19 protein-coding genes, 2 pseudogenes and 1 riboswitch are annotated in these 22,603 nt (G+C 37.6%); of the genes and pseudogenes, 1 reads left to right on the top strand and 20 read right to left on the bottom strand.

The annotated features are described in order from the left end of the window. Positions 1-88: 88 nt before the first annotated feature. Together JFU24_RS01970 and JFU24_RS01965 are read right to left on the bottom strand one after the other, a co-directional pair. Positions 89-547, bottom strand: coding sequence for a VOC family protein (locus tag JFU24_RS01970; RefSeq protein WP_201249408.1), 459 nt, complete (start codon positions 545-547; stop codon positions 89-91). Positions 548-658: 111 nt separating this feature from the next. Continuing rightward, a complete protein-coding gene (locus tag JFU24_RS01965) occupies positions 659-2,131 on the bottom strand; it encodes an amidase family protein (RefSeq protein WP_201249407.1) in 1,473 nt (490 codons plus the stop codon). Between the two features lie 316 nt (positions 2,132-2,447). Here JFU24_RS01965 and JFU24_RS01960 point away from each other — a divergent pair, with 316 nt between their 5' ends. Next, positions 2,448-3,722 (top strand): IS110 family transposase, encoded by a 1,275-nt coding sequence (locus JFU24_RS01960; protein ID WP_201225228.1) that lies wholly within the window; start codon positions 2,448-2,450, stop codon positions 3,720-3,722. A 401-nt stretch (positions 3,723-4,123) separates the two neighbouring features. On the opposite strand, the gene JFU24_RS01955 is transcribed toward JFU24_RS01960, so the two are convergent. The 18 genes and pseudogenes from JFU24_RS01955 to glyA form a co-directional block, all read right to left on the bottom strand. Next, on the bottom strand, positions 4,124-4,543 hold the full coding sequence (locus JFU24_RS01955) for an HIT domain-containing protein (RefSeq protein ID WP_201249406.1): 420 nt from the start codon (positions 4,541-4,543) through the stop codon (positions 4,124-4,126). Between the two features lie 192 nt (positions 4,544-4,735). Continuing rightward, positions 4,736-5,220: pseudogene (locus tag JFU24_RS01950) on the bottom strand (N-acetyltransferase family protein). A gap of 215 nt (positions 5,221-5,435) precedes the next feature. After that, on the bottom strand, positions 5,436-5,930 hold the full coding sequence (locus tag JFU24_RS01945) for a nucleotidyltransferase family protein (RefSeq protein ID WP_201249405.1): 495 nt from the start codon (positions 5,928-5,930) through the stop codon (positions 5,436-5,438). Between the two features lie 210 nt (positions 5,931-6,140). Then, positions 6,141-6,911: a hypothetical protein gene (locus tag JFU24_RS01940; RefSeq protein WP_201249404.1), complete on the bottom strand. Its 771-nt coding sequence runs from the start codon at positions 6,909-6,911 to the stop codon at positions 6,141-6,143. Positions 6,912-7,063: 152 nt separating this feature from the next. Next, positions 7,064-8,860: a M3 family oligoendopeptidase gene (locus JFU24_RS01935; protein ID WP_201249403.1), complete on the bottom strand. Its 1,797-nt coding sequence runs from the start codon at positions 8,858-8,860 to the stop codon at positions 7,064-7,066. Between the two features lie 324 nt (positions 8,861-9,184). Next, on the bottom strand, positions 9,185-9,370 hold the full coding sequence (locus tag JFU24_RS01930; RefSeq protein WP_201224357.1) for a hypothetical protein: 186 nt from the start codon (positions 9,368-9,370) through the stop codon (positions 9,185-9,187). Between the two features lie 915 nt (positions 9,371-10,285). Next, positions 10,286-10,470: pseudogene (locus JFU24_RS31145) on the bottom strand (IS110 family transposase); the annotation flags it as partial. A 439-nt stretch (positions 10,471-10,909) separates the two neighbouring features. After that, positions 10,910-11,779, bottom strand: coding sequence for a formyltetrahydrofolate deformylase (purU, locus tag JFU24_RS01925; RefSeq protein WP_201249402.1), 870 nt, complete (start codon positions 11,777-11,779; stop codon positions 10,910-10,912). Between the two features lie 207 nt (positions 11,780-11,986). Next, positions 11,987-13,384, bottom strand: a complete 1,398-nt coding sequence (gene lpdA / locus JFU24_RS01920; protein WP_201249401.1) for a dihydrolipoyl dehydrogenase — start codon at positions 13,382-13,384, stop codon at positions 11,987-11,989. A gap of 108 nt (positions 13,385-13,492) precedes the next feature. Next, positions 13,493-13,798 (bottom strand): iron-sulfur cluster biosynthesis family protein, encoded by a 306-nt coding sequence (locus JFU24_RS01915; RefSeq protein ID WP_201184920.1) that lies wholly within the window; start codon positions 13,796-13,798, stop codon positions 13,493-13,495. Positions 13,799-13,837: 39 nt separating this feature from the next. After that, the gene (gene lipA, locus JFU24_RS01910; protein WP_201249400.1) at positions 13,838-14,716 is read right to left on the bottom strand and encodes a lipoyl synthase; all 879 of its coding nucleotides are present in this window, start codon (positions 14,714-14,716) and stop codon (positions 13,838-13,840) included. A 246-nt stretch (positions 14,717-14,962) separates the two neighbouring features. Next, positions 14,963-16,447, bottom strand: a complete 1,485-nt coding sequence (gene gcvPB, locus JFU24_RS01905) for an aminomethyl-transferring glycine dehydrogenase subunit GcvPB (RefSeq protein ID WP_201249399.1) — start codon at positions 16,445-16,447, stop codon at positions 14,963-14,965. Further along, positions 16,440-17,792 (bottom strand): aminomethyl-transferring glycine dehydrogenase subunit GcvPA, encoded by a 1,353-nt coding sequence (gene gcvPA, locus JFU24_RS01900; RefSeq protein ID WP_201249398.1) that lies wholly within the window; start codon positions 17,790-17,792, stop codon positions 16,440-16,442. The genes gcvPB and gcvPA overlap by 8 nt, the downstream gene beginning before the upstream one ends. Position 17,793: 1 nt before the next feature. Next, positions 17,794-18,189 carry a glycine cleavage system protein GcvH gene (gcvH, locus tag JFU24_RS01895; protein WP_201249397.1) on the bottom strand — a complete coding sequence of 132 codons (396 nt, stop codon included), beginning with the start codon at positions 18,187-18,189 and terminating at the stop codon, positions 17,794-17,796. Positions 18,190-18,339: 150 nt separating this feature from the next. Next, positions 18,340-19,449 (bottom strand): glycine cleavage system aminomethyltransferase GcvT, encoded by a 1,110-nt coding sequence (gene gcvT, locus JFU24_RS01890; protein ID WP_201249396.1) that lies wholly within the window; start codon positions 19,447-19,449, stop codon positions 18,340-18,342. A gap of 21 nt (positions 19,450-19,470) precedes the next feature. After that, positions 19,471-20,352: an L-serine ammonia-lyase, iron-sulfur-dependent, subunit alpha gene (gene sdaAA / locus JFU24_RS01885; protein WP_201250856.1), complete on the bottom strand. Its 882-nt coding sequence runs from the start codon at positions 20,350-20,352 to the stop codon at positions 19,471-19,473. After that, entirely contained in the window at positions 20,352-20,864 is a 513-nt protein-coding gene (locus JFU24_RS01880; RefSeq protein ID WP_201249395.1) for a serine dehydratase beta chain, read from the bottom strand. Before JFU24_RS01880 ends, sdaAA begins: the two co-directional genes overlap by 1 nt. A gap of 19 nt (positions 20,865-20,883) precedes the next feature. Further along, positions 20,884-22,134: a serine hydroxymethyltransferase gene (gene glyA, locus JFU24_RS01875; protein ID WP_201249394.1), complete on the bottom strand. Its 1,251-nt coding sequence runs from the start codon at positions 22,132-22,134 to the stop codon at positions 20,884-20,886. Between the two features lie 119 nt (positions 22,135-22,253). Next, a riboswitch (glycine riboswitch) is annotated at positions 22,254-22,359 on the bottom strand. Positions 22,360-22,603: the final 244 nt, after the last annotated feature.

Here is a 22,603-nt window from a genome sequence, read left to right as displayed (position 1 = left end):
AAGAAAAAGTCGCCTTAAAGACAGCTCCGATCTTTAGCTAACGCACCCGTTAGTTGAAGTATTTTGCGAATATTATTTCAGATGCAAATTACATTTCATTTATTTGTTCCCATTCACTTAAATACATACGTTGCTTAATTTTTTTCGGGTTTTCTAGTTTACAAATTAATTCTAAACTGTTTCCGTCTAGGTCATTAAAATGAATTTTAGCGTGTGCATATTCTTCGTGCGGCATTACAAAAGGCTCAATAGGTTCAAACCCAAAAGCCTCTCTTGGCTTATAACCTTTATTTTCAAGCCAAACAACTGAGTTTTTTAAATCTTCTAACGCTACTTGAAAAGCAATATGTCTTATTGATGGATGATACTCAACTTCTACTTTATCTGTTTCCCATAGTCCCAACCAACTTTTATCTTTTTCAATCCATAGAAAAGCCAATCTGTCTTCAACCTTGTGATCAAATTGCAAACCAAGTCCTTCATAAAATTCAATTGAACGATTTAAATTACTTACTGGTAAATGTGCTTCATATAAACCTTTTATCACTGATATAGCTCCTTTTATTATAATTCTCTTCTATTCTTTTTTTCTTAAACAACTAATCTGTCCCTTTAGTTTTAATTAAAAATGATTTAAAAAAAGAGAGTATAGTATATATCAACATGTTATTTTTGGGCTTCTACGATGCTTTGTAGCCTGCTCAAAGGCAAAAGCGAGTTTTATTAAAACCCCTTCGCTAAAAGCAGTACTCGCCAAAGTGACACCAAAAGGTCTTCCACTTTTCATATATCCAGCAGGTATAGCTATGGAAGGATAACCAGCTTTTGCACATATTGTTGAACCTATATACGAAGGGAAAAGTATCGCATCAAGATTATACTTTTTTAAGGCAAAATCAATACCCTGTTCCTGGGAAAAATACAAATCTTCTAATTTTGCATTCAAATATTCAGGATTTCTTAATGTGTTAGGGAAACTTTCTCTTAGCTCCAACTTATTTTGACCGTACTTTAATGCTTTTTCTTCGATATTCTTGTTAAACTGAATTAATTCAGCAATAGAATGCACAGGTGTATTTGATGGTAATTTTGAAAGATAATTATCTAAGCTATGTTTCAATTCATATAATGACACTCCCCAGCTCCATTCCCTATGAAAAGAAGGGATCTCTATATTTTCAAAGACCTGTGCGCCTTCGTTTCTTAGTGTTTGAATGACATTATTAAACAATGCCTCATCGTACTCTTCAGAGTCATAATAATCATTAGAGGCTTTGTTGAATACTCCAATTTTAGCATCCTTAAGACCCATAGAATCTAAATAAACTGTATAATCCTGTTGTAACCTTCCTTCATTTTTATGTGTAGCAGGATCAGCCTTATCAACTCCAGCTAAAGTTCCTAATAAAATTGCTGCGTCTGTAACAGTTCTTGCGAATGGTCCTGCTGTATCTTGAGAATATGTAAAGGGAATAATCCCACTGCGACTAACTAAACCGACAGTAGGTTTAATACCGACCACCGAGTTTGTAACTGCTGGACTAAGAATAGAAGCATCTGTCTCAGTACCTACTGATAATACAGTAAAATTTGTTGCAACCGCCACTGCTGATCCTGAGCTTGAACCACCAACATAAAGATTAGCATCCCCATATGGATTTAATACTTGTCCGCCTCTTGAACTGTAGCCAGCCCACATTTCAAATGACATCCCATTAGCTAATTCTGTCATATTCGTCTTACCTAAGATAACCGCGCCTGCTTTACGGAGTTTTTTAACAAGAAATGCATCTTTACCACTAATATTATTCTCAAGTGCAATTGTTCCTGCACTTGTATGCATTGAATCATTTGTTTCAATATTGTCTTTAATAAAGACAGGAATACCATGTAAGGGTCCTCTAACACCTTTTGTTACTCTTTCATAATCTAATGCTTCAGCAATGAATATTGCGTCAGGGTTTATTTCAAGAATAGAATTTATTTTCGGTCCGTCTTGGTCATACTTTGCTATTCTAGACAGGTAATACATTACCAACTCTTTTGAAGATACTTCTCCATTTCCCATAGCTTTTTGTATGTCATTAATCGTTAACTCTTCTCTGAAAAATTCATTAAAATTAATTCCCATTAAACTCTCCTTGTACTATCAAAGTTAAATTGATTTATATTTAGATCTATAATTCTATTCTATATATAAATTCAGTAATCCTTCTTCAACTATCTGGCCCCATTTGTTGAACAAAGGACAAACAGCATTCTTGAACTATCCTACCCTTTAGCTCTATAAGAAAAGGAGCTGTTGATCAGCTCCTAGTAATGAAGTAAAGCACCTGTTAGCATTCCTGTAGATCGTTAAATATCAGGTTTTAAAAAAATAGAGCCCCTCAGTAAGATACGAGTATAGTGTCCAATCTAACTCAAAGTCTTAAGGAGGAAGCCCTACTATGAATTTTAAAATGCAAAACAAACAAAATCAACTGATTGAAAGAATTACGGATCAACATCTAGTTGTTGGTGTGGATATCGCCCAACACGTACACGTGGCCCGTGCTGTAAACTATCGAGGCATTGTGATCGGGAAACCTTTGTCTTTTGAAAATAACGAAGAGGGTTTTACTAGATTACTAAATTGGATCAAGGAACTAAAACACATGAAAAACCTAGACACCACGATAGTCGGAATGGAACCTACCGGTCATTATTGGATAAACCTTTCAAAGTGGCTAGTCAAACAAAACATTGATGTCGTTACGGTCAATCCTCACCATGTCAAAAGAAACAAAGAAAATCGTGATAATACGCAATCCAAAAGTGATAAAAAAGATGCCCTTGTCATCGCTGATATGGTGAAGAATGGCTATTATGCCTTCGTTCGTTCCACTTCAGAATCATTTGAAAAACTTCGTGTCCTTATGGCCAACCGAGATGTGATCGTTAAGCGCCTTGTTAGCTCCATCAACCAGATTAATCGCTGGGTGGATGTTGTCTTTCCCGAGCTCCGGCAAGTGTTTAAAGACGTATCATGTAAAGGGGCAATCGCAACCCTACGCCTCTTTCCTACCCCAGCTGAAATATGTTCCTTACAGCCTCAAGATATCGTAACCGGGTGGAAATCATGTATGAAGCGACATTCCGGGCATAAAAAAGCCCGTTCCCTGATTACATTGGCCAAGCGTTCAATTGGTACGAAACAAGCCCTTGATGCGTATAAACTTCACTTGGAACAGTTATTAGAGGAATATGATCTCGCTTCATCCCAACTCGAAAGAGTGACGCAAGAAGTCACAAACGTCTTGGAACAGATTCCATTCGTTAAGCAAATACTTGCCATTAAAGGAATCAGCGAAATTTCACTGGCGGGCATCTTAGGAGAAGCTGGAGATCTGAGTGGGTTCGCTCACGGGAATGCGCTCCTTCGTCATGCAGGATTGCATCTCGCTGAGGCAAGCTCTGGGAAGTGGAAAGGCCAAATTGTTCTTTCCAAACGTGGAAGATCACGCCTGCGGCGTTACCTCTTCCTTGCGACCATGAGTCTGGTGATGAATAACCCTGAGTTTAAAGCCCTACACTCGAACAATGTTAAGGTGAAGAAGATTAAGAAAATGAAATCCATCATGAAACTATGTGGAAAACTCGCCCGTGTCCTAGTAGGGATTGCTCGTAATGGCTCTGTCTATAAACCGGAAATGGTATTCCCTCTTGAACAACTAGCAGCGTAAATTTACATTCACATTGTTTTTACGAAAGTTGGCTTATTCGTAGGATTTCAAAGAAAGCACGAAGTACTGGATATATAGAACAAAAGGGCAATGACCCGTTCCGTTAGCAAAACCAGCCTCCACCCCTTGGATAGGCATGACGAAGGAATGAAAGGGCATATGATTATGACCCGTTGAGACATGGGAGGGAAAGCCTCCAGGGGCAGCGTGGAAAATGCGTGCAGCATATGTAATAATATGGGATTCTCATTGGATCCCCTATTTCAACCTGCCCTCATCTTATCAAAACGGTCCTATCTCTTTCGTTCATCTAAAGCAACCTATACCATGTGGTTTGAAATCCTGCGAATAAGCGAGTATTCGTGAGCATTATCTATTAAACTGAGGGAGTTCTATAAGCTTTAAATGAAATTTTTACTAAGATAGCCCTGCAAACTTATTTTTAAATCCATAAAATCAACTTGATTCACGGTAATTTCAGGTTCGATCCAAGAAAAACCATCACCTTTAAACCTCGGTATTATATGCATATGATAGTGTTCAACATCTTTGTAAATTCCATTTTCTTGCATAATGGTTATTCCATCTGTATTGAGTAAATTTTCAAGTGAAATAGCTACTTTTTGAGATATAAGAATTACTTCATTCAAACTCTTTCCATCAACTTCACTGAATTCTTGGTAATGTGTTTTGGGAACAACTAAAACGTGCCCTTTATTTATTGGGAATTTATCTAAAGAGCAACACACCAACTCATTTTCATATATTATGTAGGCCTCAGCTTTTTTTTGGATGATCTCACAAAAGATACAAGTCTCCATTTTCACCCTCCTTTTTCCGTAATAAAAATCATTTCTATTTTCTTAATTTAGTAAACTGCCCCATTTGTTGAATAAGAAAAAGGTTGCCGCAGCAACCCTTTGTTAAACTTTCGCACCATTTAGGTTAACACGATTTAAATAGTTACCATAAGGTTTAACTTCTCAAATCATTGTTCTTTTAACAAATCAGAATTATAGTTTCAGGACCATTCTTACTGTTTTAAGGGTATGTCCATCAAAGTTATCATCAAATTCAGATACAACTTCTAATCCTTTTGCCTTGTAAAACGTTGTTCCTATTTGATTATCTTTTTCTACATTGATAAAAATTTCTTTTGCACCTTCTAAGTTCTTAATGCCCTCTTTTAGCAAAGCAGTTCCTATTCCTTTTCCTTGGTATTCTGGGTTTATATAAATCGCTCCAAGTTCCGCCTCCCCGCCTTCTTTTACAGGAGAGAAGTTAGCGAAGCCCACAATTTTCCTATCAACCTCTGAAACAAATATAAAAGAACCCTCTAAACGTTTTTGCATCATCTCATCATTATAAGCATACTTTAAGAAATTTTCCTGAATTTTAAGAGGGATAATGCCTTCATAGGTAGAGTTCCAACTTTTTTTGCAACTTGTTGAACTTGATGTATGTCCTCCATTTGCATTTTACGGATAGTAAAACTCATTTTCATCACTCTTTCATATGTAATTATAATTCTTGTTATTTGGATTTAATCATTTTAATATAAATTCCACTAATTAGTAAGAAATTCCTTTTATTCTTAATAAACTAAACTGTTCCGTTAGTGCCATAAGAAAAAGTGTCGCCGCGGCAACCCTTCCTAAATGAAGTAAAGCACCCTTTAGCTTAATAAGGGATTTTGATGTGGTTAACTTTTATCTAATACCAAGTTGATTTCCAATTCTTTTTTGTTATGCGATCTTCATAAATTTCCACTCGCTCTTTAGTCTCTTTAAAATAAGGTGTTGGTTTTACCTCTAAATTAATAACATCACTAATTCCACAAGGGGCTGTTAATATTACATTGTCATTTTCATCTAACTTTACTCCTAAAGCTGTTGCTGTTTCTGGAAACTTCGATATAGCATCAACAGACGAAGAATAAGGAGGCATATTACTTTTAACATGCATTCTCGCTTCATTCTTTACCGACCAAGGGATATTGGGTATAAGGGATTTTAGTTTTTTTTCGATTTTCTTTTCTTCTAATTTATCAATATTTGTTGGATCAACATAGATCACATCAATATCTGGAATAGTTGTTCTTACGCTAAAATCGTGTAACACATCCCAGACCTTTGATCGGATAAATCCAGCACATATCCACCAATCAGGCAAATTCAATGATTTGGCAGATTCTAATATTTCCATCATCCATTTATCTTCTCTAATAAGCGAAACGATTTCTTCCTCATTATCACTTTAAAATTACTCCTTGTAAAATGTATTTCATTAGTTATTCTTTAACTTCGGATTCAAATCCTTCTTCAACTAAACTGCCCCGATAGTTCCATAAAGAAAAAGCCGCTTTAAAGACAGCTTTGATCTTCAGCTAACGCTCCTGTAGTTTTATAAGAAAAAGTCCTATTTATAAATTACTTCATAAAAATCCAAAACATCTTTTTCCGCGACTCCATTTGTCATAAACCCACCTATTAATTTAACTATTTTACTGTCTTCATCAATTTCAACCTTATATTTTTGCTCTTCGTATATTTCAATACGTGGAGTTACATCAAATATGCTAACCTCTGAAAGCATATTGTTTTCATAGAAGTATTCCTCGTAGTAAAGGTTTGCGTACTCCTGTGTGCCACATACGCTACGTTCATACTTAACAATTTTCCCTTTATCATAAGTACATTTGGACACCACATCAATGTGACCCATATTATTAAACTCTACTCCAAGAACAATATCATCGGAGTAAATCAAGAATTCTTCATCAAAACGGCTAACTGGAGTGGTAAACTCATTTACACCTTTTACCCTTATCAATCTATTGTCTGCATCGAAGCCGTATTCATAAGAATATTTCCCAAAATCCGGTTTTCTTTTAAGTAGTTTACCTCTTTTAAAATTTCCTACGATCAAATCAAGTACCAGACTTGGACAATAATATCCTCTGTGAAGTGTTTCTCCACCTTTTGAATACTCAAAAGTGACAATTTCCCTTTCTTTTGAATTCTGTAATTGGGAAAGTTTACTCGCAAACTCATTTCTAATGCTTACTAACTCTGAGATAATATCTTTGAACGAGTTTAATTTATTTTTGTCGATTTGAATATTTGAATTTTTCATTTGTTCCATCGCTGATTGTTGCAATTCATTCAGCATACGTTCAAAGTTATCCATTTTATCACCCTACAGTTCATTAATTGCCTTTATTATTATTTATTTACTTTTTGTTTGTTTTGTTGCTTATTAAACTATCCTGCCCCGCTAGTGCCATAAGAAAAAGGTCGCCTCAGCAACCTTACTTATTTTGAAGTAAAGTAACCGTAAACTTAAGAAGATGTTAAGGTAACAAATTCTTCGGCATCTTTAACGCATAATTCAATTCCTTTTTCCCAAAAGGCTTCTGATGTAATATCTTCCCCTAAATGCTTCATTACTAAATCTTCTGTGGACATACTTCCTGAATCACGAAGCAAGTCTAAATAATCTTTTTCAAATTCTTTTCCTTTTTCCTTTGCCTTTGCATAAATACTTAGAGAAAATAAGTATCCGAATGTATATGGGAAGTTGTAAAATGGAGATTTGGTCATATAATAATGTGGTGTCCAAATCCACGAATGGATAGAAGCATTATCAAGAGAACCTTCATACCCTTCATCTATTGCTTCTTGCATTAGTTCATTTAAACGTGATGATGAAACAATCCCCTCTTTACGTTCCTCGTAAAATTTCTTTTCAAACAAGAACCTAGAATGTATATTCATGAAATTCATCACACTACGTTTTAATTTTTCATCAAGCAGAAACAATTTTTCTTTAGTGGATTCAGCTTTTTCCATTGCAGCATCTAAGATGATCATTTCGGAAAATGTTGAAGCAGTTTCAGCAATACTCATTGGATATTGTTTATTCATTCCATTAACCGGTTTCATCGCATGGTTATGAAATGCATGACCTAATTCATGTGCCAAGGTTAAAACATTGGTAATTCCACCACCATATGTCATAAAAACTCTTGATTCTCCTGAAAGTGGGAACCCCGCACAAAACGCAACAGTTGATTTATTTGGACGATCTTCAGCCTCTATCCAACCTTTATCAAATGCCTGCCGAGAAAAACTTTCTAATTCCGTTCCAAATTGACTAAAATGCTCCAAAATAAAATCCACAGCATCTTCATATTTTATCTTTTGATTACCTTTTGTAACAGAAGCCCAAAAGTTATACGAATGCATTTTTTCATCGCCATTCATTTTTGCTTTTTGATTTAGGTAATTTGTAAAAGGTTTTTTGTATTTACTAACGGCTTTCCACATTGCATTCAGTGTTTCCTCTTTGATGCGATTTTCAATCAAAGGAACTTTTAGTATATTTTCTAATCCTCGTTTTTTGTACACTTGTAATCGGAAACCTGCGATATGATTCAGTATTTTGGCAAATAGTTCTTCTTGCTCGTTCCATTTATCTTCCAAAGCCCTATGAGACTCTTTGCGAACCTCTTCATCAGGGTGTGAACGTAAATTTATCGCTTGACCAACAGATAATTCACTTTTTTCTCCGTCGATTTGAACATTAACTCTAATACTATTAACAAGTGAATTATAAAACTGCCCCCAAGCATGATAACCATCTACCATCAGATCTGAAACTAAGCTTTCTTCTTCATCTGAAAGATGCATCTCGGCTTTTTTACGCCATTCATTAAGTATGAACTTATAGTTATTTAAAACCTCAGTATCTAGTATACCTTCCCACAAATGTTGATTTGTGTTTACAAGTACTTTTTGTACTTTTTTAAAAGCAGACTCAAAACGAGCATTTATAGAAGATGTTTTTCCTCGTAGTGTTGTAGCAGTTTGATCCTTTGGGTTTTGTGCAAGAAGACAGGTTATAAAAGAATTGGCTTGTGATAGGTTCATTCGAATGTCTATTATGTATTCAATAATATCTACAACTTTTAATGATTCATTTAATTCTTTTGGAGTATGAAAAAATTTTAATTTTTCTTCAAATTTAGAAACTTTGGTTTCCAATTGTTTTAAATGTTCACGAAATTGAGATGATTGGCTCCCATCTGGAAACAATTTATCCAAGTTCCATACTTGCAGATACTCTGTTTCTTTCATTTGTTTGCCCCCTAAAAATTTTAATACTACGGTTCCTTAATAAAACGTACATTCTCAGTTTATCAAACTAAGGAATATTATGGGGGTTCTTTAACTAATCTGCCCCGATAGTTGCATAAAGAAAAAGCTGCCTTAAGACAGCCCCAATCTTCAACTAACGCACCCGTTAGTTCTACAAAAAGAAAAATATAGAAAGCTAGTTTACCTTTAACATGCATATTCCGTTAATTAGGCTATCTAGGAACGTTTAACTTTGTCGGTATTTTTGTTTTGATTATTAATCAAGGCTGAACCATAAATGATTCAGCCACTGTTTTATTTTTCTTATTGTCCGTTTTCATCTGTTTGTGAATCGTCTTCAGTACCTTCTGTTTCAGCTCCATCATCAGTTTGATTATCTTCCGTTTCTGTATCTTCTGTCTCTGTACCCGCACTACTGCAACCTTCGACAACACCAACCAACATGAAAGACGCCATCAATACCATAAGCCATTTTTTAAGGTTCTTCATCCTTTTCTGCCTCCATGATTGTTCAAATTTAGTTACAAGACTATCATACAGGCATTTCAGAAAATCAGAATCTTATTTACCATTTTTTAACAAAAATTCGCAATTTCTTTAAAGTCCCTTAACATTTCTACTATTTGGAAATCCATTTATTATAGACACCTTTTTTTCATTTCTTTAATAATGTTTTTTTTCATTTTTTCAAACAGAAAATGGTTGCCTGTATCGATGAGGCATATTCAAGGACGACATTTGACCTGATTAAATTCTGAGACAAGAGTCATCTAGATGACTTGCTTCCACTTTTTTAGAATAAGCACTTATTGTATTCCAAAGCATGAATTTGCTTGCATATCTCCATCTTTATATTTTTCCAATGTTATAAAAAAACCAACCTTTGGTAAAGAGCAAATTAGCTTAAATACTCAATGAATCTCGAACCCTTTTATAAAGCCTTTATGTTCTCTTGATCCTATAGACATAAGCGTAACATGTCTTCCCTCTAGTCCACTGTGAGAATAAAGTAGATCAAATTTGAAAATTCCCTTGAAATTAGGCTCAACAATCGAGCTTCGATTGAATATCGAAACTCGATGGCTTCCTAAACTTTTTTAGATGCTGTCTACTTGACGGTGTAAGTCCGCTATCTATGTCTTCTTTAACTACCTTACCTTTTCAAACCCCCTTTAATTAATCCATCCTTTTCTTTTTAAAAAAACAAAAACAATCAATGTGATTATGCATATATCAAATAGACTTTCTATTTCTATTCCCAAGTCTTCAAAAAAATCCTTCAACATCCTTTTTCAAACTCCCTTAGTATGATAGCTATATCTCTCGAAAGCTCACTTACTCGCAGGATTTCATAACCCCTGAAATTAATTATAAGTTGTTTGAATCTTGTAGTTTTTTAATCTATTCTAGTAATCTAGTGAATACCCTTTGGCTATTTTCAAAAGTAAGAGAATCACCAACGACGATTCCACGAAAATTTACAGCTCGTGACACTTTTAATAGTTGTGAAATATTCACACCGACAACGAGATGACGATCCGAAATTTGTTCAATAGCTGATTTTATTTTTTTTGCATTTTATACTTCATAGTAGAGCTTCCACCTTATGATGCGTGTTGTGATTATGTATACTTATCGCACTGATGGGCTCTTTTTCGAAGTTAAAATCTAGCGTTCTACAGGAATGCTCCCTGCCCAATAAGTTTTTTCACGTAATCCAAAGCGTGGTTCATCGCCAAGAGATGAACTATTGAAAAACCGGTATCTCCTAGGGGAGTAATGCCAGACATATAGTATTCTTTAATACTTAAAAAGAGGTGGACATGTTGGTATTGATATAGAGAATAGCTAGTCATGGGAGGCACAAACTAGTACTGGCATCGCATTTGTGATAGAACAAAATACTTCCAAGTCTAGTATTCTGTCTGTTCTAATAGTATCAGCAAAAATTTATTTTTGAAATATTGAAAAAATTAAATCTTTAAAATTTTTGTCTATCTCCTATCTTTGCAACGTGTTAATATGAACTTAATCAAACACGATTGTTTTATTACCATGAACAATAACTTTATCTTCAATATGCCAGGAAACAGCTTCGGCAAAAACTTGTCTTTCAACATGACTTCCGGCAACCTTTAATTCTTCTATTGTATGTCTATGATTAACCCGCTTTACATCTTGCTGAATAATGGGTCCTTCATCAAGATCATTCGTAACATAATGGGCAGTTGCTCCAATTAACTTAACACCTCGGTTATAGGCCCTGGCATAAGGGTTTGCTCCGACAAATGCCGGTAAGAAAGAATGATGAATATTAATAATTTGATTGGGAAACTCGGAAATAAATTTAGGGGAAAGGATTTGCATATATCTGGCCAAGGCAATAGAGTCTACTTTCCCTTTCAGTAGTTCTAGAGCTTTCTGTTCAGCTTGTTGTTTTGTTTCATGAGTTATAGGGATATGATAATAAGGGATACCATAACTCTCTACTACTTCTTTTAAATCAGGATGATTACTGATTACCATTGGAATTTCCACTAGAAGTTCATTCGATTTCCAACGCCATATAAGCTCCATTAGACAGTGATCCATTTTAGATACAAAAATGGCCATTCGTTTTCTTTTCTTATTTCCGCTTAAGCTCCAATCCATTGAATAAGCCTGAGCCAGCATATGTAAGTCTTCCTCAAGTTTTGCATAGGAAACATCAAAATCATTTAAATCAAATTCGATCCTCATAAAAAACATACCTGTTTGTGGATCCGTCGTATGTTGATCAAAATGAACAACATTTGCTTTGTTTTCTAATAACAGATTAGATACAACCGAGATAATACCTGGCTTCTCTGGGCAAGATATTAATAATTTAGCCCGGTTAACATTCACTTCTTTAATCAAGGTTCTTTCACCATCCTATTGAATTGTAATTAAAGCACTAAAAAGCTGCGGATTCAAAACTGAATATACTACTATCGATGATTGAACAATCCCTGTAACTGCAATAACGAATCCTATCATTCTTGAAATACGGTGAGGATGGGCGAAAGAATTACAAAGAATTTTGCAATCACAACACATTTTTTCAGTTTTCACTAGAATTTTTATCTAGGCATGTATTTCTTTACCATATACAGCCAGGGCTGCTTCCCCAATAGCTTCCGCTAATGTAGGGTGCGGGTGTATTGTATGAGCGATATCCATGGCAGTTGCATTTAATACCTGTGCAAGACCAACCTCTGTGATCATATCGGTTACATGTGGACCAACCATATGCGCTCCTAATAACTTATTAGATTCTTCCTCAACAACAAGTTTGACAAAACCATCTGATTCACCAAAAACAAGAGCCTTCCCAATCGCACGGAATGAGAATTTGCCTGTTTTTACTTGATATCCTTTCTGCATTGCTTCTTCTTCTGTTAGACCGACACTCGCTACCTCTGGACTGCTATATACGCATTTTGAAACAAGTGTTGGATCAAGAGGCACAGGGCTTTCTCCTGCCATATGTTCGATCGCGATAATTCCTTCATGTGAAGCAACATGAGCAAGCTGCAATCCGCCAATCACATCTCCAATTGCATAAATGTTTGGCTCATTCGTTTGATAATACTCATTTGTTTGAATAAAACGTTCGACTTCAACTTTCGTATTTTCAAGATGAATGCCTTCTACGTTAGGTAATCTTCCGACGGATACTAATAATTTTTCTGCTGTAAATGTCGTTTCTTTCCCCTTATATTCCGCCTTAATAGAGACACCATCCCCTTTTTCTAACGATTCTGGAAGAACCTTTGCTCCTGTTACAACTTTCACACCTTTTTTCTTCATTAGTCGCTGTACTTCCTTTGAAATATCTTTATCTTCCGTCGGTAAAATGCGCTCGGCATACTCTATCACAGTCACTTCTAATCCAAAGTCAATAAGCATCGATGCCCATTCAATTCCAATAACACCACCGCCGACAATAATGATGGAATTTGGGAGCTCTTTCATTTGCAGTGCTTCATCCGATGTCATCACATATTCGCTATCCGCTTCTAAACCGGGAAGTGTTCTTGGACGAGATCCTGTTGCTATTAAAATATTTCTGGGGGTTAATATCATTTCCCGTTCTTCATTATTCAATTTCACCAAAACATCTTTTGTCTGTAAAATACTTCCTTTACCCTCGTACACATCTATTTTTCCTTTTTTCATTAAATGTTGTACACCTTTTAATAAACGTTCTGTAATTTCTTCTTTCCTGGCCTGTACTTTTGAGAAATCCAGTCCTACTTCCGGGGCAATAACACCGAATTTATCTGCATTCTTTGCATTTGAATATACTTCTGCACTTCTTAATAAGGCTTTACTTGGAATACAACCTGCATGAAGGCATGTTCCACCAAGTTTACCTCGTTCAACTACCGCTGTTTTTAATCCTAATTGAGATGCACGAATGGCCGCAACATATCCACCGGTGCCGCCTCCGATGATAACAATGTCATATTCTTGATTCATCTAATACTTCCCCCTTTTGTTTTCATAAACTTGGATATTTGAATATTGTAAGAAAAAAACCTTTCTAAACACGATCTTCTATATAATAGGTAAGCTGTAACGATTCTATTAATCTATTTCAATGGCACATGCACTGGATGCAAAGCTATCTCCGACAATAAAGCCACGATCTTCTAAATAATCAATTTGTGTCTCCTCATCTAAATAGCGTTTAGTAAAAAGATCTAATCTAAGCTGAACTCCCTCATATTCAATAATTGTATCGTTTCTGCGGGGCTCGTCCAATACGAGGGAGAACTTCACCGACACCCCGCAGCCGCCGGCAATATCGGCATCAATACGAGGAATTTGTGCATCCTTACGAGCCATTTCCTTCAGCTTAATTATGGCTGCCACTGTTATTTTGACTACCATCTGATTCTCCCCTTTCTTACTAGGTTTATTTAAAAATGATTACGCATTAGCCTTTGCTGCACGGACTTGTTCATCTGCATGATAGGAGGAGCGAACAAGCGGACCGGCTTCGCAATGACTAAACCCTTTTGACAAGGCAATGTTTTTCAGTTCTTCAAACTCTTCTGGACTCCAATATTTTTGGACCTTCAAATGTCGTTTAGTAGGCTGTAAATATTGACCAATAGTCATAATCTCCACATTGTTAGCACGAAGGTCATCCATCGTCTCCATAATTTCTTCTTTTGTTTCTCCTAGACCAATCATAATGCTTGATTTCGTCGGGATAGTGGCATTCATTAGCTTTGCCCGCCTTAAAAACTCTAGTGAACGTTCGTATGTTGCACGAGCACGAACTTGTGGAGATAATCGTTTTACTGTTTCAATGTTATGATTCAAAATGTCTGGCCTTGTATCCAATAATGTTTTTAAGTTATCATATTCTCCATTCAAATCGGAGGGGAGAACTTCAATGGTGCAAAACGGATTTCGCCGCCTTACAGCCCTTACAGTTTCTGCAAATATCTTTGCTCCACCGTCTTTTAAATCATCACGAGCAACAGCGGTAATCACGACATGCTTTAAGCCCATTTGCTCTACTGATTCTGCGACACGTTCAGGCTCTTCCCAATCAAGCTCTGAAGGTAGCCCAGTTTGAACTGCACAGAACCTGCAAGCTCGCGTACATACACTTCCTAAAATCATGAAAGTTGCCGTTTTTCGGACAGCCCAGCATTCATGAATGTTAGGACATCTTGCTTCTTCACAAACAGTATGCAGCTTTTTTTCACGCATCATTTTCTTTAAGCCCGTATACTGTTCATTGGTATTTAATTTAATTTTAAGCCATTCTGGTTTACGAAGATTACTGATGGACATTTTATTTCTCACTCCTATGAGCAGATGTAATTTTTGTTTTAAGGTTGTTCAATAGTCTATAAAAAGACCAATTGAATTTCTCCATTGCTCTGTCTTTTTAATTCTAAAGAATATTTCTTCTCGCCCTTCTTGTCTCTTTTTGTCATCCTTTTTACACGCGCTTACATCAAACCACCATGAATGAAATAATGAGACTCTCCTTTTCTCTTTATTTTCATCCCTGGTGGTTCATGTTCAAGCATTTATTTATGACTTTACCGTTTCTTCCTCTACTACTTCCTCTTTGGAATAACGCAAAATTGGTTGTCTAGCTGCTTGGACCTCATCCAATCGCCCTATGACCGTAGTATGTGGTGCGTCTAAAACAACCCCTGGGTTTTCTTCCACTTCTTTGGCAATTTGAATCATTACATCCGCAAAAGCATCGAGTGTTTCCTTCGACTCTGTTTCTGTCGGTTCAATCATCAAACATTCCTCAACATTTAACGGGAAATAGATGGTCGGCGGATGGTAGCCGAAATCTAGCAGACGTTTTGCCATATCAAGCGTTCTTACACCCAGCTTTTTCTGCCTAGAACCGGATAGGACAAATTCATGCTTACAAATTTGTGAAAATGGCGCTTCAAAATATGGCGCTAATCTTTTGCGAAGGTAATTAGCATGAAGTACGGCACTTTCAGATACTTGGCGCAGCCCTTCAGGCCCCATCGTGCGAATATAAGTATACGCCCGCAAGAGAATTCCAAAGTTTCCATAATACCCTTTTACCCGTCCTATAGAGTGCGAATGATCAGAGTTCAGCACATATTTATCCCCGGATTTTTCTATTCGCGGAACTGGCAAGAAAGGAATAAGTTTCTCTTTCACACCGACAGGACCTGCCCCTGGACCGCCACCGCCATGAGGCGTCGTAAATGTTTTGTGAAGATTTAAGTGCACGATGTCAAAGCCCATTTGACCTGGTGTTGTTTTACCTAAAATGGCATTGGCATTCGCTCCATCATAGTATAATAAGCCGCCAGCTTCATGAACAACCTGAGCGATTTCCACAATTTCTTTTTCAAAAAGTCCAAGGGTATTTGGATTAGTCAACATTAGCGCAGCAGTATCAGGGCCTACATGTTTCTTTAATTCTTCTAGGTTAACTAATCCATTTTTATCGGATGGGATCGTGATCGTTTGAAAACCAGCAACACTTGCACTTGCAGGATTTGTACCGTGCGCGGAGTCTGGAACAAGTACTTTCGTTCTGGTTTCACCTTTTTGAGCATGGTACGCCTTAGCCATCATTAAACCTGTCCATTCCCCTTGAGCCCCTGCAGATGGCTGTAAAGTTACAGCATCCATTCCTGTGATGACAGCTAGCTCTTCTTGTAATTCATATAAAACCTCTAGTGCACCCTGTACAGTTTCAACCGGCTGATATGGATGAATGCGGCTAAATCCTTCCAAACGTGCCACATCTTCATTTATTTTCGGATTGTATTTCATCGTACAAGAACCCAGCGGATAGAACCCATTATCGATCCCATGGTTTTTATTAGAAAGCGCTGTGTAATGGCGGACAAGCTGCAACTCTGATACTTCTGGGAGCTCCGCCGGTTCGTCACGAATTAAATGCTTTGGAAATTTGTCATTTATATCAACATAGTCAACGTCACTTTCCGGAAGACTTGAGCCCACACGTCCTGGTCGACTTATTTCAAAAATTAACTCATTATATTCAACCATTTACAATCTCCTCCAAAACATCAATAAATTGATCAATTTCTTCTTTTGTTCGCTGCTCAGTCACAGCTAGCAGCATTTGATTTTCAAAGCCGTAATCACTTTTTAAATCAAATCCACCGATAATACCGGCCTTAAGAAGTTTTTCATTGACTTCCTTTACCGAACGAGTAAGCTCGACAACAAACTCATTGAAGAATGGTGCTTCATTGATAATGGTAAAGCCTTTTTGTTCTAGAGTTTTCGCCATGTAATCAGCTTTCTCAATGTTTAGCTGTGCCATTTGACGAATCCCTTGCTTTCCAAGTGATGTCATACAAATAGAGGAGGCAAGAGCATTTAATGCCTGGTTGGAACAAATATTGGATGAGGCTTTATCACGGCGAATATGCTGTTCACGCGCTTGCAATGTTAACACAAACCCACGTTGTCCTTTTTCATCTGCTGATTGCCCTACAATACGTCCTGGGATTTTACGCATGAGTTTCTTACTTACCGCAAAATAGCCGCAGTGTGGACCGCCAAAGGACATCGGGATTCCTAATGGCTGCATATCACCGATCACAATATCTGCCCCAAGTTTCCCAGGAGCCTGCAAGAGTGCTAGTGCAAGAGGATTGGCGCTTACGATTAAAAGGGCACCTTTTTCTTCTGCAATTTTCTTAATTGCTTTTAAATCCTCAATGGAACCGAAGAAATTTGGATATTGAACAATTACGGCAGCAGTGTCCTTATCGATTTGTTCTTGCAGCTTCCCTAAATCTGTAACCTCATCAGCAAGATTTACTTCCTCAGCTGTGTATCCCGGACCTCCAGCTACTGTATGTAAAATAGCACGGGATTCAGGATGTACCGCTTTGGATACAAGTACTTTTGAACGTCTTGTAGATGCAACGGCAAGTGATGCAGCTTCTGCAAGCGATGTAAAACCATCGTACATGGAAGAGTTAGCCACATCCATTCCTGTCAACTCACAAACCATCGTTTGAAATTCAAAAATCGCTTGTAATTCACCTTGGCTGATCTCCGGTTGGTAGGGTGTATAAGCTGTGTAAAATTCGGAACGTGAAATCATATGATTTACCACACTTGGAATATAGTGATCATAGGTACCTGCACCTAGAAAAGTTGGGTAATGATTTGCATTTTTGTTTTTTGTAGCAAGCTGATTCATTTTTTTCAAAAGAAGCGGTTCAGGAACCGCCTCTGGAATGTTTAGCTCATCCTGCAGGCTAATTTCAGCTGGAATATCTTCAAATAACTCATCTATAGAAGAAATATTTAAAAATTTGAGCATTTCCTCTTGGTCCTGTTTCGTATCAGGGAGGTATCTATAAGTGGCTGTCATATTATTCCTCTCCTTCATTAGTAAATGCTTGATATTCATCTTCGTTTAGAAGTGAATCTAATTCTTCTGGATTGGACATTTCTACTTCGACTAACCACCCTGCTTCAAATGGATGCTCGTTAATCGTCTCTGGAGCGCCTTCTAACTCTTCGTTTACAGTAACTACCGTACCTGAAACAGGTGAATAAAGTTCGGAAACTGCTTTAACTGACTCGATCGTTCCCATCGATTCATTGACAGTTACTTCATCATCAATCGCTGGATTTTCAACAAAGACGATATCACCTAACGCCTTTTGTGCATAATCAGAAATTCCAATACGTACACGATTTCCTTCTAATTGTTGCACCCACTCATGTTCTTTGCTATATCGTAAACTTAATGTTACTTTTGTCATTGTTTTTTCTCCCTCTCCGTTTTTAATTTTGTCATAATTCAGAAAATAAAGACCAATTTTACTCATAACAGGTTGTCTATTTCGGTCTACGTGCAAAGTAACGGAAATCGACTTAAAAACTACACGATAACTCTATTAAAATATTTCCACTTATCTTTTGTAGAATGGTGCATTAACAATAACAGCTTCAATCAGTTTATTACGAATTTCCACTTTTATCGGCGTCCCCACTTCAGCTTGGTCGGCTGATACCAAGGCAAGACCTAAGCTTTTCTTCAAAGATGGTGATTGTGTTCCGGATGTAACAATACCTATTTCCTCTCCACCTTGAGAAATTACCTTGTAACCATGACGCGGAATCCCTCTGCCTGTTACTTCAATCCCTACTAATTTTCGTTTTAATCCAGCTTCTTTTTGTTCTGTAAGAGCAGATTTTCCGATAAAGTCACTTTCTTTGTTCGTCTTTACCACAAAGCCGATTCCTGCTTCAAGCGGGCTGATATCGTTACTGAGTTCTTGGCCATAGAGTGCAAGACGTGCTTCAAGTCGAAGCGTGTCCCGTGCACCAAGTCCACATGGTTGTAATCCATTCTTAGTTCCTGCTTCTAAGAGCTTTTCCCAGAGTACTACCGCTTTGTCCGCTGCTAAATAAAGTTCATATCCATTTTCTCCTGTGTAACCTGTACGGGATACAAGTATGTCGGTAATCCCGGAGATGTTGACATGTTGGGCGAATTTAAAAGAGCCAATTTCTGATAAATCTATTTCCGTTAACTTTTGCAAAATGCTTTCTGCCTTTGGACCTTGGATGGCAAGCTGAGCGATGTCTTCCGAAATATTTTGGAGCGCCATCTCTCCTTTTACATGCTGCTTCATCCATTCGTAATCTTTCTCAATGTTTGCGGCATTAATAACGAGTAAATATTTTTCATTCCCTAATTTATAAACTAATAAATCATCGACTGTTCCGCCGTCTGGATAGCACATTGCAGTATACTGTGCTTGATTGATGCTAAGCTTTGTTACATCGTTTGTAACAAGGTAGTTAATATAACTCTCGGCATCTTTCCCTTCCACAAGTACCTCTCCCATATGAGAAACATCAAAAAGTCCTGCTTCTGTTCGAACAGCTTCATGCTCTTCTAAAATGCTGGAAAATTGAACTGGCAGAGCCCAGCCACCAAAATCAATAACTTTTGCTCCGTATTTTTTATATACTTCAAAAAGCGGTGTTTGCTTTAATGCTGTTTCAGTACCCATGATCTACCTCCCGATTATGATTCATGATTTCCTACAAAAAAGACGTTCTTTCACCTGTTTACCGGTTTCTGTCATTGCCAAGCCACCAAGAGCCGTTTCTCGAAGGGTCCTTGGCATATCATTTCCAACCTTATACATGGCTTCAATTACCTCATCACAGGGTATGCGGCTTTCAATCCCAGCTAGAGACATGTCGGCCGCTGAAAATGCAATTGAGGTTCCAATCACATTCCGCTTGATGCAAGGAACTTCCACAAGTCCTGCGACTGGATCACAAACCAAACCTAAAAGTGACTTCATCGCAATGGCTGTCGCATTCACGGCTTGCAGTGGTGTTCCACCTTTTAACTCAACGATTGTCCCCGCTGCCATGGCCGTTGCGGAGCCCACCTCTGCTTGACAGCCTCCAGCAGCCCCCGAAATGAAAGAACGGTTCGCAATGACAAGCCCGAGCATACTTGCCGTGAATAACCCCATAACTAAATCTTTATAAGGAGTGCCATCATTTTTATGAAGTGAAAACAGTACCCCAGGCAGAATCCCTGCTGCACCCGCAGTTGGGGTAGCTACAATGACCCCCATTCGGGCGTTACTTTCAGAAGTTGCCAATGAAAAGCTCATTGCATTGCTTATATAGCTGCCTGACAAAGATTTACCTTGTTGAACGTAATCATTCATTTTCAAAGCATCTCCGCCAGAAATTCCACTCGGTGCGGTTGTGGCATCCTTTATACCGTTATCAACGGCTTCCTTCATTTTAATCAATCGTTCTTCCATCATACTGATAATAGCTTGTTGGTCTCTTCCTGACTTTTCTGCTTCCATCATTAGCATGATTTCGCCAATGCTTTTTTCTTCTCTTTGACAAGCTTCATTTAGTTCTTTCATGGTCTGGATTTCCATCATATAGCCTTGTCCATTACTTTCTTTCTTGGATGATATGAACTAGCAAGAGCTGAAAAGTCATCACCTGCACTGAGTCGAATCGATACCATATCGTCGTCTATCATGAAAATCTTGGATAAACCACCACCAAGTGATGCTCCGCCTACCTTTACTACACAATCGCCGCGTTTTGCTGTCACGATTGTTGTGTTAGGATGGTCAAAATACTCGCAGCAGTTTTCAAATTCTATTTCGTACTGCATTCCATTTTCTTTTGCCCATTCCAACGAGTTTTTAATGCGTGAATCATCAGTATCCATTCCAAGTAATCCGCCAAGCAGTGCTTTATCTGTTCCATGTCCTTGATAGGTTTCAGCAAATGAATCATAGAATACAATTTTGACTTCTTTTGGATAATCTCCTAACAGTTCATGGATGAATTTACCAATTGACACGACTCCGGCTGTGTGGGAACTTGACGGTCCTACCATGATTGGACCTATTATGTCAAAACAACTTTGAAATTCCATTGTGTCCCCCCCTTTTTTCTTACACAGTAATTGGTTGTTGAAATAACGGATAAATATCACAAATTCCTTTGGTTGTTTCTTTTGCTTTCTCAAGAACGTCTTTATCCCCTTTACTCTTTAGAACAGCTGAAATCACTTTACCGATTTTCACCATTTCATCCTGCTTCATGCCTCGAGTTGTTAATGCTGCTGTTCCCATTCGGATACCACTGGTAACAAATGGCTTTTCCGGATCATATGGAATCGTATTTTTATTAGCGGTGATGCCTGCTTCTTCTAATAATTTCTCTGCTTCTTTTCCTGTTAAATTCCACGGACGTAAATCTAAAAGGACAATATGATTATCTGTTCCGCCAGAAACAAGAGCTGCACCTTCATTTTTTAATGTTTCACTAAGTGTTGCAGCATTTTCAATGACTTGTTTCGCATAGTCCTTAAAGCTTGGTTGTAATGCTTCGTTGAAAGCAACCGCTTTTGCTGCAATAATGTGCATGAGAGGGCCGCCCTGAATTCCTGGGAATACAGATTTATTAATCGATTTGATAATCTCTTCATCGTTTGTTAAAACGATACCCCCGCGAGGTCCTCTCAATGTTTTATGAGTAGTACTTGTCACAACATCTGCATATGGGATTGGGGATGGGTGAAGACCGGCCGCTACCAGCCCTGCAATATGAGCCATATCCACCATAAGTTTTGCTCCAACTTGATCAGCAATTTCTCTAAATCGTGCAAAATTAATGGTTCTTGGGTAGGCACTTGTCCCTGCAATAATCAATTTTGGTTTTTCTTTCTTTGCGATAGCTTCCAACTCATCATAATCAATTAATTGGGTATCTTCTCTAACTCCATAAGACACAACTTCAAACCATTTTCCTGAAACACTGACTGGACTTCCATGAGTTAAGTGGCCGCCATGTGAAAGGTTCATTCCCATTACTTTATCACCAGGCTGAAGTAGTGCGAAAAATACTGCGAAATTTGCTTGTGCACCCGAGTGAGGCTGAACATTTGCATATTTGGCACCAAACAGCTTTGTTAAGCGCTCAATAGCTGCTTGTTCTGCCACATCTACAAATTCACATCCGCCATAATAACGTTTTCCTGGATAACCTTCTGCATATTTATTCGTCATTACACTTCCCATTGCTTCTAATACATCCTGGCTGACGAAGTTTTCTGATGCAATCAACTCTAAGGTTTGATGCTGACGATTTTGCTCGTTTCTGATAGCTTGAAAAATGATTGAATCATTTTGCTGTAAACTCATTTGTACTCCCCCTTGAAAATTTTTGTATTAAAGGTTTGTTGCATAGCTAGTGACTACGAAACACTACCCTTTTTTGCGCACAAAAAAGAACAGAGAAGGGTAGCTTAGCTTAGCTTTCTCTACCCTTCTCTGTCCTTTTACCTGAGAGTTTAACCCTTTTATATTAATAGGGCCTTTCCCCTTTGGTGGCGTACTACTTTATACGCGCTCTCCAGAGGTGCGTCCAGTTGTGGTTCCATCTACCTGAGAGATTTGTTCCAAGGGTCTTTTTGGAACTTGCTCCTTCGGTGGCGTGTCGCATTGCACTCTCCCACAACCGTCATTCGCTCATATTGAATTTTTATTATATTTAGAATAATTGGTGGAAATAAGAATGTCAAGATTTTCTTGTAAGCGTTAACATTATTTTTTGAAAATTCTTACTTTATGAATGTCACATATGGTCATCCAGGTTACTCACGAGTCGCTT

The organism is Peribacillus sp. TH27, assembly GCF_016650915.1.
Lineage (GTDB): Bacteria > Bacillota > Bacilli > Bacillales > DSM-1321 > Peribacillus > Peribacillus butanolivorans.
The sequence above is the reverse complement of the archived record's forward strand: the minus strand, read 5'-3'. Positions and strand labels throughout refer to the sequence as shown.